Here is a 14,285-nt window from a genome sequence, read left to right as displayed (position 1 = left end):
TGTTTTTAATCATTTCGAGACTCAAGTTAACTAAAATGATACATATTGTATCTATTGAAATAGTACTTTGCTTTGGAGGAAAAAGTCAACAGACACCAAACCTAAGGTTCGGTGTCTGTTCTATTAGATTTATATTAGATCAATTTGGCATACATATGACGCAGATAGCGCCAGCGTACCAGAAGGAAGAACAGAATCTGCATGGATGCAAATACGAGGAAAATGCGCAAAGTATAACCCATAACAGAGAAATCAACCAACTGCTGTAATGCAACAAATGCAACGGAACTGTGGATAATGGCCAACACTATTGGTAGGAAAAACATTAACACCAGCTGTCTGGTTACGATGTTGCGAAGCTCCGGGCGACTCAGTCCCATCTTACCAATCATGCGGTACTGTTCTTCATCCCGTTCCAGATCTGCATATAACCGGAAGTAGGTAAAGCTTGCAGCAAAGGTGAAAAAGACAATGCCAATCAATCCGCTCAGAATAAGGATAATACCATTAGTTTGTTTGGAATTAAGCCAATCCAGCACGAGAGCGCTGATCTCGAAGTACCCCTGACCATCTGAGTCATTTTGAATGGATTCGACCAGATCAGGAGCAAACTTCCGCGTTCCCATCCAATCTGTCACAACAAATTGAGTTTTTTTATCGGGATAATAATTTTCATCAGCCTCGATTTGAATATTAAATTCCTTATTCATCTTGTCGTACAGCTCATTAGATACCACATAAACTTCCCTTTTGAATTCAACAGGGATGACGATATCGGTTGCAGGTGTTGTTAATCTGACCTTTTCCTGAACTTCCCACATACTGATATTTTTCTGAGTTGAACCCTGCCCAGCTTCTGCTCGTAATGTCTTACGACTCGTAAGATTGCCCGGAGTCATAAAGGAATCGTTAACATTCTCGAGAGTTCGCTCTTTGTAACCAAGTGCCTTGGCAAGATGATTATATTCACTGAGTTTGATAATATAGTTGCCCTCGTCATCAAATAGCGGAATATAACTTCCTTTCTGATACGGAACTTCATTATCAATTAAAGTCTCTTCGATCTTCCTGATGTGCCGTTCTGCGCCAGGTGTATCCCATGAATTTTGGTAGGTAAACGCATATGGATTTGACATCGATGACAATCCCGGATCAGCGATCGCCAGCATCGTACCAATGCCTGTAAAGGCGGAAGCCGAGATCACACTCACCATAAAAAACATGACCGCATTATCTTTCATTCGATAGGTAAGTTCGGACAGAAATAGCAAATTCGTTTTGCGGAAAAACAAACGCTTATTGCCTTTGAGCGCCCGAATGGCATACACACTAAGTTGGGTGAATAACAAATACGTGCCTGCAATAACCAAAACAACACTACCAAGCAGCAAAGGGAAAGAGTATGTGATCCATACAAAGGCAAATACACCCACATATCCACCCCCAATGAGTATGACGGAGAGAAGTGCTAAAAGACGAGAAGCCTTTGGCTCGGGTTTGGGTTTTTCCTCTGATTTTACAAGGTCAATCAATGACCCTTTTCGCATCAGCAGCGATGAGCTCAGCGCAATCACAACAAACAGCAGCAGAAATGCTCCGACAGTAAGTGCGATTGCTTTTAATGGAAAATAGAATCGGAGACTTTCTTCCACCGCCAGCATCGAACCGCAGATCAACAGGATCAGCTTGGCAAAGATCATTCCTAATCCAACGCCTGCCACAATGGCGGCAAGTCCAATGCACAAGTTTTCCATAAATAACAGTCGGTTCATCTGTTTACGTGTCATGCCAATGATTTGAAATATGCCGAATTCTTTTTTACGCGTCTTGAGAAATGAACCTACGGAATAGAGCAGAAACAGAAACGAAAAGATGAAAATAATGATCTCAGCAATCAAAAACCCCTGATTCGCAAGCATGGTCACTGTCCCACTTGAACCCTTCAGTCCATCCTTCAGATCCGGGTGAAACAAAAGAAGTGCATACGTAAAAAAGATCATGACGGAAAACGTACTGCTCAGAAAATGGGCCAGGTAAATTCGTTTGTTCCGAACAACATTATTAATGGCGAACTGGCGAAAATTCATGTCCTGAGCCTCCCATCAGGGATAATACGTTGATAATTCGTTGATAGAACGTCGATCGGTTATCTCCGTAATGAATCTCGTTGTAAAGACGTCCATCCTTAATAAATACAACCCGGCTGCAATAACTTGCCGCAACAGCGTCATGCGTGACCAGCAGCATGGTGGCTCGATCTTCCTGGTTGCGACGTTCCAGCATCTCCATTACATCACGCGCTGCCTTCGAATCGAGATTTCCTGTAGGCTCATCGGCCAGCACCAGCTTGGGAGAATGGATCAGGGCTCGTGCGATTGCTGTCCGCTGGGCTTGACCTCCGGAAATTTCATACGTGCGTTTGTTCAGAAGAGATGCGATGCCCAGCTTCTCTGCAAGTCGATCAACACGTTCATTCATCTCCTCAACCGGTACTCCATCCAGCGTAAGCGGCAGGACAATATTTTCTTTAACCGTGAGTGTGTTGAGCAGGTTAAACGACTGAAATACGAACCCCAGCTCTCGGCGTCTGAACAGAGCCAGTTCATCGTGATTCAGTTCAAACGGGTTCTTACCCGCGATTTTCAGTTCCCCTGAAGTAGGGTGGTCAATGGTTGAAATCATGTTTAGCAACGTTGTTTTGCCGCTACCGGATGGACCCATGATGCCAACGAATTCACCCTCCTGAATACTGAGATCAATTCCTGACAAGGCTTCGTATGACACGATCCCTTTATAAATTTTGCTAATCTGTTTCACTGAACATATCTCCATAGGTTAATGGCTCCTTTTAGATTTCGAATTTGAATTAAACCAAGTTGGGCTGAACTTCATCGCAATTCGAGGTCGTTCTCTACTTTCTGACTTCAGTCTATCGAAGTTTCGACCATTCTCCTATGGATTAACCTTTCATCTTCATGACATTATTGTAAGGTTATATGTCTCGTCGCCCTTTGGCGTGTTTCTTCTATGTAGAAAATGAGAAAGACGCCGATCCCTGTCAGGGTACCAGACGTCTTCTCAATTCGTTCCACATTATGCGCTTTATATTTAAATTTCAAATGTAATGGTTACCGTTGTCCCTTCTCCCTGAATGGATGTAAGATCAATCCGATGGTTCATTCGTGTCAGGACATCCTTAACAATATACAGTCCCATCCCCGTGGATTCTTTAAAATGTCGCCCATTCTCTCCGGTGAAAAAAGGCTGGTACACTCGGTTGAGATCCGACTTGGGAATACCCACTCCTTGATCCTTCACTTCAAGAATGATGGACCGTGTGGCTTCATAAGCCTGGATGGTTACCTTTTGCCCGTTCCCCCCGGAAGAGTACTTGATGGCATTGGATAACAGCTGTACGAGGACAAACCGAATCCACTTTGCATCCGACTGAACCACTAACGCAGAATCAATTTTCATCTCGGGATATACGTGATTGCGAATGAAGAATCGTTTCAGTTCATGGATGGCTTCTTCTCCGGCCGCCTTGAGGGATACGGGCTCCACACTGAAATCCTGTTCAAATGTCTCTAGCCGCGCCATGTATAGCACGGTTTCCAGTCCTCGTCTCATCTGGTCTGCTTCCTCTCGAATGCTGATGAAACGGGGGTCCTCATCCTCCTGATCCTCAACCGTCAGTTCAATGACGGACAAAGGTGTCTTCATCTGATGAACCCATTGATTCATAAAAGTCAGATATTCCTGTTGACGCTGTTCCAGACGATGCAGATGTGCATAATAATGACCGTACTGTGAGTCCAGCAGTTCTGACAATGCCTGTGGCAAGGGAGCAGGCTCATTCAATGGAACAAATTCTTTTAGATCATTCATTCGATGGGACATCCGGGAATAAAACATGCGATGGGACAGATACCGATAAATGAGATAGGCTGCGTATAGGACTAACCCCAGAGATACCGCATACGTGGCCGTTAACCAGTGGTCGTAGCCGTCGTACCAGAAGACCGCAACCACGGTGAGCAGCACAACGATTACCCAACAAGTCAGTACAATATGTTCTTTGATAAACAACTTCATGAAGGCGACGATGCCTTCCAATTACTGTTGAGTCGATAACCTGAACCTCTTACCGTCTCCAACGCATCTGTAATTCCCAGCTCAGTCAATCGTTTACGAACGCGGGTCACATTCACGCTAAGTGTATTATCATCCACAAACGAATCGTCCCACAGCTTTTCCAAGATGGTTTCACGACTAACCAGTTTGGGACTGCGACGCAGCAACGTCTCCAGCAAAATGGTTTCTTTCTTGGTCAGTTGTATCTTGCGGTCACCGAGCTCCATCTCCAATCTTTCCAGATAAACAGTTAGTCCATCCAGTTCCACCTTGCGCTCTTCATGACGCGTAGCGTAATCGCCATACACCCGGCGCAGCTGACTTCGAATTTTGGCCATGACAATCTCATGCTCAAACGGCTTCGTAATATAATCGTCCGCACCGTTCTCAAGCGCCATGACCTGATCCATCTTGCCACTTCGGGCCGAGATGAAAATAATCGGACATGTGGAAATGGAACGAATTTGGCGACACCAATAGAACCCATCGTAACTCGGCAAGTTGATATCCAGCAGCACGACATGCGGCTTAACTTGTTCAAACTGCTGAACGACTTGCTCAAAATCCTCAACCGCAACGGCCCTATCACCATATCGCTCGATATGGGATTGAAGAAGACCCGCAATCTTCGGATCATCTTCAATAATCATTATCGTATACATAAAAAGGTCTCACCTCTAACCTGTCGTAATGGAATATGCAATTCTCTTTCCAAAATCATAACACAGGTTGGTACTATCGGGCATCGACCTGCTTGCGCCAATCCACAATGTCAGCGTTCAGCTGCTTCAAATCTCCTGACGGCTGCTCCTCATCGGACAAGTTATACTTCTGTTTCAAAGCCAGAATTCGATATACACTTTCATTAATTCGGGATTCTGAAATCTTCCCTGACTTCACCGCACTCTTCAGCGTATCAAAAATAGTCTTGGCACTCTCATAACTGTGAGCTACTAGCAGAATATCGCTCCCTGCTTGAACCGTCGCTACTGCGGCATCGTTCAACTTATAATTTTTCGCGATCGCGCCCATGCTCAGATCATCTGTGATGACCACACCGTCATACTTGAATTTGCCACGCAACTGCTGACCAATAATGACGTCCGACAAGGAGGCGGGATGGTCGGGATCAAGCTTTGGAAACAAAATATGGGCTACCATAACCGCTTCCACTTGTTCCTTCACCGCTGCCTCAAACGGAATCCACTCCAGCTGGGCAAGTTGCTTTTCTGTTTTGTTCACGACAGGCAGATCCAAGTGGGAGTCCACTGACGTGTCTCCATGACCGGGAAAATGCTTCACCACCGGAATAATCCCTTCGTTGCGCAATCCCTTCATCTCGGCTATACCCATTTGGGAGACCAGACTGGCTGAACTCCCAAATGAACGATCCCCAATTACCGGGTTATTCGGATTACTGTTTACATCCAGTACTGGAGCAAAATCGACGTTAAAACCTAACAGCTGAATTTGTCTTGCTAACAATTTGCCCATCGTTTGAGCCAAATCAGCATCCTTCGTCTTGCCCACTTTCCCATTGGAAGGTATAGACTCTACCGTTTCTGGCATTCGACTAACTTTGCCACCCTCCTGATCCACACTCATGAAGATAGGAACCGGATTGGAACGATTGGCATCCTTAATGGATTGTACGAACTTTGCTGTTCCTGGCACGGTCGAGACATTATTTGCATAGAAAATAATCCCTCCCACCTTCTGATTCGTGATCATCTGTTTCGCTTGAGCATCCAAAGTGGTTCCCTGAACACCCGCCAGAATCATTTGTCCGATCTTCTCATCCAAAGACAATTGGTCGAGCTGCTCTTCTACCGGATCCTTCTCTTCCTGTGGAGGCACTGTATTCTGTTGATCATCCTGATCATTCTGATTGTTTGCACCTGTGTTTGAATTCGCATTGGTCTCCGTTCCGGCATTATTGTTATTTTGCTCTGACGAGGAAGGCTTCTGTGACTGCCCACATGCGGATAAGAGCAGCATTATTCCGAATAGCAGGCACAACATTTGAAGCGTGTTTATGTGTTTGTTTTTTAACTTGCGACTATGGATATGCAAGGATGGTCATCCTCCTTAAACGTTGTTGTCATTCAGGCTGAATGCGGTTCAGGCATAACCTTATCATAAGGTGGTTCATTTTCAAAATTAGACGGCTCCAGTATATATTCTTATGATGCAGCCTAAAAACGCAAAAAAATTTCCCTTTTTGGGCTTAAAGTGTGGTACTTCATGGTGTTGTTCCTTAGGGCGTGTGTGATTGGAGGGGATGAGCAAAGGTGTCAGCGGTGGGAAAAAGGGTTTTCTATTGTGAATTTTTCATATGTTGAAATTATTATTATAGGGAGGTGAAAAAGCCGCCTTTCGGCGGCATCAGGTTTGTTTTCAGTTTAGAGTGTTTTCAATGCTTCTGCTGTAAAAGGAACAATTTCGGACAGGCGCCCTTCGCGAACTTTGTTTGGCCATTCCGGATCACTCAGCAGTACACGCCCCAACGCGATCAAGTCAAATTCATTATTTTCCATTTTCTCGTTCAACTGATCCAGATGAGCGTCACCTGTTCCCTGGTTTTCGTTCGCTCTGTCCACGAATTCCGCTTCGAGACCTACCGATCCAACGGAGATCGCCGGCTTGCCACTTATTTTCTGTGTCCAGCCTGCAAGATTCAGCTCTGAGCCATCAAATTCCGGCAGCCAGAATCGACGGGTAGAGCAGTGGAAAATATCTACACCTGCAGCCGTGAGGGGTGCAAGGAATTGCTCCAGTTGTTCTGGTGTTTCCACCAGCCGTGCGTCGTAGTTCCCCATTTTCCATTGGGAGAAACGAAGTACGATCGGGAAGTCAGGACTTACTGCAGCGCGACATGCTTCAATAACCTCAACAGCAAAACGCGTGCGCTGTGTCAGATCGCCTCCATATTTATCTGTACGACGATTGGTGTGCTCCCAGAAGAATTGATCAATCAGGTAGCCATGAGCCCCGTGAAGCTCAATACCATCAAAACCGATGCGCTGCGCATCTGCTGCTGCTTGGGCAAACGCCTGGATAAGACCCTTGATCTCGTCCTCTGACAATGGTTCTCTCTCAGGTTCACCTGCCATGCTTATTCCCGATGGGCCTACCGGCTCAGCTTCTGCATTAGGCAGGTCCCCTGAACGGCGGGCTGTACCCACATGCCACAATTGCGGCATGATTTTGCCACCTGCCTCATGGACTGCTTTGACTACATTCGCCCAACCCTGCAATGATTCTTCGCCATGGAACAGCGGAATGCTCGCGCCACTAATGGATGAAGGGTGGTTAATCCCCGTTCCTTCCGTAACAATCAGCCCTACACCTCCGGCTGCTCTGCGACGATAATATTCCACGACCTCTGGTCCGGGTACTCCTTCGGGTGAAAATCCACGAGTCATGGGTGCCATGACGATCCGGTTGGACAGGGTAAGCTTGTCCGAGGTAAATGATTTAAACAAAGCTGACGGTACATTCATTGTGTAATGCTCCTTTACGATTAGATTGGAAGAAAAGATGTACACTTTCTTGCACATGCTCTTGTATAACTACAACAGAAGTTAATCAGTGAGTTGGTTAAGATATATCACCTTTCTATTTTATAGTTTCTGATTTTTATTTTCAAATTTTCGATTTAAAAGGATTATTAATCTCTTGAACATAAAAATAGAGCAAGCTCGATGTAGCTTCATCTAAGAAGTTCTACGATCTTGGCCTGCTCTGTACAATTAACCTAAACGGCTCTCTCTGTAACCAAAAATGTGGATGAAGCATAGTATATAATCCATAATCTTCCTTACATTTAATTAGAATTAACAGGGATATCATTGCGATTAACTCTGAGTAATTTGCCTGATGAAGTCGATAGAACGTCGGGGTCTGTGCCCAGCCCAAAGTAGAAATCACCTTCGTGTTCTTCAAAAGACTTGGCGTACGTGTCCTGGTTAAAACGGAGGATTTCATTCCATGTGTTCAGATCTGTCGATTGATACACCCGGTTTATATAGAGATTTGCACTTTTGCGAGTGTAGGTAAGCACATAGACTTTCCCTTCTCGAAGCAGTAGATCCGTAGGAAGCGCTTGAGTATCTGGCAAAATGACGCGCGCTGCCTGATTAATGTCGGTCATCACATTCAAGGATTTGGGTAACAGTTGCCCATCATTGAATACCCCTCCGGCAATATAAAGCAGCTTATTGTTAAAATTAATATTTTTCCCTATTTTATTATACGGAACTGTGCCCGTTTGATAGGATAATCCTGGGAGCATTTTGCTACCATAAATGACCACGTCTTTCTTTTCAAGCTTCTCATTAATCTCTAATACATTGGTTTTATCGCCCCAAATTTTATTGGCAGGATACATCATGCCTGATGCATATAATTTGCCCTTGATCTCAAATAACGTATATGCCCTGAAGCCAAACGTATTGATGGTGGCGAATTTTTGCCAACTTTCGCCTTGATCATGAGAGATTAATACGGTCGGTTTCTGCTCGGTACCCAGCGCTGCAAACAGTTTGCCCTGATAGGACGCCAAATCGTATACGTGTACACCTAGCGGCAGATTGCGATACTTTGTCCATACATCTCCATCTAACCGGTAGAAGTTTCCCATATCCCACTGTTCACCATCCGAATCATTTCCGGGAATATACAATTTGTCGTTCAGCACTTTATAAATATCAATCTGTTCCTCATCTACGAATAATTTGGTCGAAGGAACGATGCTCGGATTGCTATTGGTGACGGACTGCGTTATAAATCTGGGATTTGCTGTATCGTAATAAATGACTGGAATAGGACCCGCATTAGGTGAAACACCTAAATTACTGCTGTTCCCATGACCCATATATATTTTCCCTCTGTACAGCTGCAAGTCCCAAACATTATTGGCATACGGTGCTTTCTTAAAAGGTTTTCCAAGCAACTCAATCTTGGACGTCACATCAGCGGATGTGATAGGCGCACTGGACACCTTGGCAAGTGCCCGTTCGGCAGTTGGCTGATGATCGGTTGAAACATTGTTTTTGGGTTTCGAATTACCCATAAGCAGCCAGCCCATGCCTGCAACAATCGTCAAAATCACGGCTGCCCATTTTGTATTGCTCTGCATGTCCGCTTCCTCCTTCATTTTTATGAAATAACACCTTTACATCAAAATGATACAAATTGTATCTTTTCATATTATGTAAAACGAAACGTACTTGCAACAAATTCCGCCCGTTCTGTGCAAAAAAAATAGACAATCGCATCCGAAGATGCGTTGTCTATTTGTCATTCATTCATTGTGGTTGCCTACCGCTTGCACATCAGTTCCAGTTGAGTTCCAACCGGGCACGTGTTGCCATCCGCTGACTTCCACTCTATTACTTGGCTTGTGATTCGCTTGGTAAATTTACTCAGCTTTCACCAGAATTTTAACCTGGTTTTTCTCTTTCAGCAGTGCTTCAAATCCATGCTCTACCACTTCATCCAGGCTGATTCGTTTGGTTACCAGCTTGTCTGCCGGGAAGAAACCTTTAGCCATCAAGCTAATCACAGCCGGGAATACGTCACGGTAACCGATAATGCCATTGACCGTACGCTCCTTCATGACAATGGAGTTTGGCAGGATCGGTGCTTCCTGTTCAAAAATGCTGACGATCATCAATTCACCGCCAATACGTGTTGAATCAATCGCTTGTTGCAGCACCCGTGGAACACCGGTTACTTCATAAGCTACATTCACGCCACCTTGGGTGCGTGCATGAATTTCTTCCACTACTTTGTATTGTGTAGGATCAATAACAATAGCGCCAAGTTCTTCCGCTTTGGCTTTACGTTCTTCGGATAATTCCACAACATAAATATCCGATGCACCAGAAGCTTTCAACGCTTCAATAACCAGCAACCCGATTGGACCTGCACCAAAAACAGCCGCAGTGTCGCCAACTTTCAGTTTGCTTTGACGAACAGCATGAAGAGCTACTGCGGAAGGCTCCACCAACGCTCCTTGCTCGTACGAGATGGAATCAGGAATGGCATGAACCATATATTCCTCAGCCGTTACATACTCCGAGAAACCTCCGCCTCCCCCAGCCAGACCCAAGAAACCCATCTGATCGCACAAATTATATTTCCCTTGTTTACAGGCTTCACAATGACCACATGCATAGATCGGTTCCACCACAACGCGGTCACCTGCCTTATAACGTGTCACGCCTTCTCCTACTTCAACGACTTGTCCTGAAAATTCATGCCCCATCACAACAGGTGCTTGTTCCCCTGTTAGCGGATGCGGTGCTTGAGCCGGAATGAAGATCGGGCCAGCAGTGTACTCGTGCAAGTCACTGCCACAGATACCACACCACTCCACTTTTATTTTAACCTTTCCCTGTTCAGGGCGGGGTTCATCAATATTTTCGAGACGCAAATCTTTTACTCCATGCCAACGCAATGCTTTCATTTGTTTCATCTCCCAGATCATAAGTTTTGATATAATCGGAAACGTTTCCGTAAGTTAAATATGTCACATTTTAAATAGGCTGTCAAACATAATTTGTCACACATATGTCTATCTTATGAATTTTACGTCGATAATTCTGGTGTAATAACAGCGTTTTCAATATATCGATCATTTTTTGCTCTGTGGCTTTCTGTCCGTTCTCGTGTATATGTTTAATTCAATGGATATAGAATGCGCGATTTATCTCTATTTATCCGTTCGGTTCTTTTGGAAAACCAACAGACATCTCTGTCCTTTCAATCGTATTCACGGGATAGTTATTGGCTCAAATGTTATAATCAAGGTATAGGATTGTCTTTCCATTCGTACATATTTTCAAAATTCGGAATCGTTTCCGATGAAGTGAGGTTAACTAAACGTGAGTAAAGATCAGAAGATTACGATCAAGGACGTTGCAGAACTTGCAGGTGTAGGTATCGCTACCGTCTCCCGAGCCATTAACAATTCCGATGGCATCAGCAACAAAACACGGGATAAAGTCTTGCAGGCCATTGAGGAGCTTGGATTTGTCCCCAATACCTCTGCCCAGAGTTTGAAAATACGCCAGACACATCAGATCGCACTGGTTGTTCCCGACATACGCAATGCTATCATTCCCGAGATCTCTTGGTCTGTTGAACAAACGGCTAAGCAGCATGGGTATCATGTGGTTCAAATCAATACGGCGGGTAATGCACGAACGGAACTGGAAACCATTCGTACGATTAAAAAATTGCACGTGGACGGGCTTATTTTCATGCCTTTGGCATATCCCAAAACATTGCCTGGTTTAATTGATAAAGCTCCCCTTCCCATTTCCATGATCAATTACGGTAAAAAGCTGGACCCTGGTATGAAAGCTGATGTCGTTTCTCTTTCACAGCCTGAAGGGAAATTGGTGATGGAACATCTGATTAAGATTGGACGGACCCGCATTGCATATGCCGGTGCTCCCAAAGACATTATTGAAGAGCGTTATCGGGCTTATGAGCAAGCACTCGGACATGTAGATATCTCGCTTGTTTACTTCGGAGAAGATTTTTCATTGAATACAGGAGCTAATGCAGCGGATTATTTCTATGGACTGACTCACATGCCAGATGCCGTATACGCGATTAACGATATGGTCGCCATCGGACTGGTAAATCGGTTTAAAGAACTCGGCGTTCGTGTCCCTGAAGATATCGCAGTTGTGGGCGTTGATAATAACCAATGGACTACCGTTACGTCTCCGCAGATCAGTTCAGTCTCGATTATGGGCGAAGAAGTGGCCCGACTTGCTACGGAATTGCTGTTAAAACGGATTCGAGAGATGAGCACCACGGATTACGAGCATATTCAATTTGAGCCACGGTTAATTGTGCGCGAGTCCAGCGTTGCCATGATCCGCTCATCTTCACAAGGACCACGCGCATAAGAATGATTGTGAAGACACCGGATTTAATGGACTGTCCAAACCTTCGATAAACACAAAAAGGTGTTCACCAGGAATGAATTTCGTCCTGAGAAACACCTTTTTTTATCTTCATTCACACCCTTTTATCTCAAACCCACCTCCGAGCAATTACTTCTTCGTAAGCAATTGTCTAATCGGTGTTCCTTTCATAAACATCTCAATATCCTCTACGGTATGGTTAAAATAAATGGCATAGTTGCCTTGAGTCACATAACCCAGATGCGGTGTTGCCAGCAGATTGGGCAGTGTACGCAACATATGATTCACAGGAAGAGGTTCCTGTTCATATACGTCTAGACCGGCCCCGGCAATCCACTCATTCTGTAAAGCTTCGACCATCGCCTCTTGATCCACAATGCCTGCACGGGACGTATTGATCAATAAAGCAGTATTTTTCATCCGTTGCAGCTCGGCTCGTCCGATCAGATTACGAGTGCGATCACTGAGCACCAGATGAATGGAAACAATATCGCTTTGTTCCAGCAGCTGTTCCTTCGTCTCTGCCCACTGGACTCCCTGCTCCTCTGCTCTTGTCTGTGTCAAATTCTTACTCCAGGCGATCACGTTCATGCCAAAGGCTTGTGCAATCTCTGCCATCCGGTTGCCAATCTTGCCTAAACCGAGCAGTCCCAGTGTCTTTCCGTACAAATCCATGCCAACTGTACTCTGCCAATTCCGATTGGAACGCAGTGCGTTATTTTCAGTTACCAGCTGTCTGGACAGACCCAGTATCAGCGCCCATGTCAGTTCCGTCGGCGGGTTCGAGCTGCCTTCCGTGCCACAGACGATTACTCCACTTTCTTCCGCGGCCCGGAGATCAATGGAGGCATTGCGCATGCCGCTTGTAATCAGAAGCTTGAGTTTGGGCAATTGTGTAATCACGGATTCAGGAAATGGTGTACGCTCACGCATCAAGACAATAATTTCAAAATCCTGCAGTTCCTGAACGACCTTCTCTTCTGATCCCAAATAGTTATTGAACGTCTGAACCTCAACTCGATCCAGGATAGGAGTCCAATCCGCTGAAGAAAGGGCTACATTCTGATAATCATCCAATATGGCACAACGCAACTTCGTCTGCATGGTTGAATCTCCTCCTCATATATGTGCATCATCAAACATTCTTTGAACATGTTACCCGAATATGTAAATCATAGTATACACTCTAATTTAATCTATACCCTATCTGTATTGTATCAACTCAAGCCCTCATCTGCCCAATGTCCTCAGACACAAAAAGAGCAGGAACAGATTCCCGCTTCTCGCTCTCACTTCAGAACAGCTTGAAAAGCAGCGCCGTCATCAGTATGGCCATCGCCACTTGAAGCAAGGACCGTATTTTCCAAAAAATCGTATCTAATTTCGATTGATCATTCTCTGTTAGCGAACCCACAATAGCAATAAAAGCAAGCATGCCAATCACAATCAAACTGAACTCGATGATCCCCATCCCGCCGTATGTCGTCAGCAGCACACCTATAATGTATAAAACGACAAGGTAGATCCTATGAAAATAACGCTCCATATGAACACCCTTTCTAAAAATGAAATCCTTCCCTCATTCCTCCAGGAACGATAACGTAACCTTAATACTCTGCTGCACAAATGAGCGATCCGGCTCCGATTTCATCATCACGGTCAATCCAATCATCGATACAACCAGAGACTTGGACAACGCACTTGCGTCGAGATCATTAGACAATTCCCCTGTTTCCTGCCCCCGTTCAATCGTCTCCTTGAAAATCGCCCCGAGATACATCTGGTGCTCGCGTGTCAGAACAGCGAATTTGCGGTCATGTGGAGCCAGTTCAACCATCGTATTGATGCAAAAACAGCCATGACGAGTATCTGTCACATCCCCTTCTGCTCCAATATGTTCAAATAAGGCACGGAAGGCTTCTTTTACAGAGGATGTATGTTGAAGCCTGGATCTGACCTGCGCGGCATGCAAAGTTGTATATCTGCGAAGTGCCGTTTCAAACAATTCCTTTTTGTCACCAAAAGCCGCATAAAGACTGGGACGTTGAATTCCCATGGCTGTTGTCAAATCACTTAGGGACGTCGCCTCAAATCCCTTATCCCAAAAAATCTGCATCGCTGCTTCCAGTGCCTGATCCGTATCAAATTCCCGTTGTCTAACCATGTATTCACCCTCTTTATGTATCGATCAGTATACATCTATTT

Annotated in this window: 12 protein-coding genes; 1 reads left to right on the top strand and 11 read right to left on the bottom strand. The window is 44.9% G+C overall.

Annotated features, from left to right (window positions below; translation table 11 throughout):
• Positions 1–134 precede the first annotated feature (134 nt).
• The 8 genes from BUA17_RS03395 to BUA17_RS03360 all read right to left on the bottom strand — a co-directional run bounded on the left by BUA17_RS03395 (position 135) and on the right by BUA17_RS03360 (position 10,606).
• The gene (locus BUA17_RS03395; protein ID WP_072732603.1) at positions 135–2,087 is read right to left on the bottom strand and encodes an ABC transporter permease; all 1,953 of its coding nucleotides are present in this window, start codon (positions 2,085–2,087) and stop codon (positions 135–137) included.
• Positions 2,062–2,832 carry an ABC transporter ATP-binding protein gene (locus BUA17_RS03390; RefSeq protein WP_072732602.1) on the bottom strand — a complete coding sequence of 257 codons (771 nt, stop codon included), beginning with the start codon at positions 2,830–2,832 and terminating at the stop codon, positions 2,062–2,064. Before BUA17_RS03390 ends, BUA17_RS03395 begins: the two co-directional genes overlap by 26 nt.
• 276 nt (positions 2,833–3,108) lie before the next feature.
• Positions 3,109–4,095, bottom strand: a complete 987-nt coding sequence (locus BUA17_RS03385) for a sensor histidine kinase (RefSeq protein WP_072732601.1) — start codon at positions 4,093–4,095, stop codon at positions 3,109–3,111.
• Entirely contained in the window at positions 4,092–4,796 is a 705-nt protein-coding gene (locus BUA17_RS03380; protein ID WP_072732600.1) for a response regulator transcription factor, read from the bottom strand. Before BUA17_RS03380 ends, BUA17_RS03385 begins: the two co-directional genes overlap by 4 nt.
• Positions 4,797–4,869: 73 nt before the next feature.
• Positions 4,870–6,207 carry a beta-N-acetylhexosaminidase gene (nagZ, locus tag BUA17_RS03375; protein ID WP_244552062.1) on the bottom strand — a complete coding sequence of 446 codons (1,338 nt, stop codon included), beginning with the start codon at positions 6,205–6,207 and terminating at the stop codon, positions 4,870–4,872.
• A 329-nt stretch (positions 6,208–6,536) separates the two neighbouring features.
• The gene (locus BUA17_RS03370) at positions 6,537–7,637 is read right to left on the bottom strand and encodes an NADH:flavin oxidoreductase (protein ID WP_072732599.1); all 1,101 of its coding nucleotides are present in this window, start codon (positions 7,635–7,637) and stop codon (positions 6,537–6,539) included.
• 323 nt (positions 7,638–7,960) lie between these two features.
• The gene (locus BUA17_RS03365) at positions 7,961–9,274 is read right to left on the bottom strand and encodes a hypothetical protein (protein ID WP_072732598.1); all 1,314 of its coding nucleotides are present in this window, start codon (positions 9,272–9,274) and stop codon (positions 7,961–7,963) included.
• 282 nt (positions 9,275–9,556) lie between these two features.
• Positions 9,557–10,606 (bottom strand): 2,3-butanediol dehydrogenase, encoded by a 1,050-nt coding sequence (locus tag BUA17_RS03360; RefSeq protein WP_063563450.1) that lies wholly within the window; start codon positions 10,604–10,606, stop codon positions 9,557–9,559.
• Between the two features lie 418 nt (positions 10,607–11,024).
• Here BUA17_RS03360 and BUA17_RS03355 point away from each other — a divergent pair, with 418 nt between their 5' ends.
• Positions 11,025–12,062, top strand: a complete 1,038-nt coding sequence (locus BUA17_RS03355) for a LacI family DNA-binding transcriptional regulator (protein WP_063563449.1) — start codon at positions 11,025–11,027, stop codon at positions 12,060–12,062.
• A 147-nt stretch (positions 12,063–12,209) separates the two neighbouring features.
• On the opposite strand, the gene BUA17_RS03350 is transcribed toward BUA17_RS03355, so the two are convergent.
• The 3 genes from BUA17_RS03350 to BUA17_RS03340 form a co-directional block, all read right to left on the bottom strand.
• Positions 12,210–13,184: a D-2-hydroxyacid dehydrogenase family protein gene (locus BUA17_RS03350; RefSeq protein ID WP_072732597.1), complete on the bottom strand. Its 975-nt coding sequence runs from the start codon at positions 13,182–13,184 to the stop codon at positions 12,210–12,212.
• 190 nt (positions 13,185–13,374) lie between these two features.
• Complete coding sequence (locus BUA17_RS03345) at positions 13,375–13,626, bottom strand: hypothetical protein (RefSeq protein WP_072732596.1); 252 nt, start codon at positions 13,624–13,626, stop codon at positions 13,375–13,377.
• A gap of 33 nt (positions 13,627–13,659) precedes the next feature.
• Positions 13,660–14,244, bottom strand: coding sequence for a TetR/AcrR family transcriptional regulator (locus BUA17_RS03340; RefSeq protein ID WP_072732595.1), 585 nt, complete (start codon positions 14,242–14,244; stop codon positions 13,660–13,662).
• Positions 14,245–14,285: the final 41 nt, after the last annotated feature.

Source organism: Paenibacillus sp. ov031, from assembly GCF_900143165.1.
Lineage (GTDB): Bacteria > Bacillota > Bacilli > Paenibacillales > Paenibacillaceae > Paenibacillus > Paenibacillus marchantiae.
This window is presented reverse-complemented; position numbering and strand designations above follow the sequence as displayed.

Excerpts from the sequence above, each read along its gene's own strand:
- BUA17_RS03345 (WP_072732596.1), bottom strand. The coding sequence starts at position 13,626 with ATGGAGCGTTATTTTCATAGGATCTACCTTGTCGTTTTATACATTATA.
- BUA17_RS03385 (WP_072732601.1), bottom strand. The coding sequence starts at position 4,095 with ATGAAGTTGTTTATCAAAGAACATATTGTACTGACTTGTTGGGTAATC.
- BUA17_RS03390 (WP_072732602.1), bottom strand. The coding sequence starts at position 2,832 with ATGGAGATATGTTCAGTGAAACAGATTAGCAAAATTTATAAAGGGATC.
- BUA17_RS03395 (WP_072732603.1), bottom strand. The coding sequence starts at position 2,087 with ATGAATTTTCGCCAGTTCGCCATTAATAATGTTGTTCGGAACAAACGA.
- BUA17_RS03370 (WP_072732599.1), bottom strand. The coding sequence starts at position 7,637 with ATGAATGTACCGTCAGCTTTGTTTAAATCATTTACCTCGGACAAGCTT.
- BUA17_RS03350 (WP_072732597.1), bottom strand. The coding sequence starts at position 13,184 with ATGCAGACGAAGTTGCGTTGTGCCATATTGGATGATTATCAGAATGTA.
- BUA17_RS03365 (WP_072732598.1), bottom strand. The coding sequence starts at position 9,274 with ATGCAGAGCAATACAAAATGGGCAGCCGTGATTTTGACGATTGTTGCA.
- BUA17_RS03340 (WP_072732595.1), bottom strand. The coding sequence starts at position 14,244 with ATGGTTAGACAACGGGAATTTGATACGGATCAGGCACTGGAAGCAGCG.
- BUA17_RS03380 (WP_072732600.1), bottom strand. The coding sequence starts at position 4,796 with ATGTATACGATAATGATTATTGAAGATGATCCGAAGATTGCGGGTCTT.
- BUA17_RS03360 (WP_063563450.1), bottom strand. The coding sequence starts at position 10,606 with ATGAAAGCATTGCGTTGGCATGGAGTAAAAGATTTGCGTCTCGAAAAT.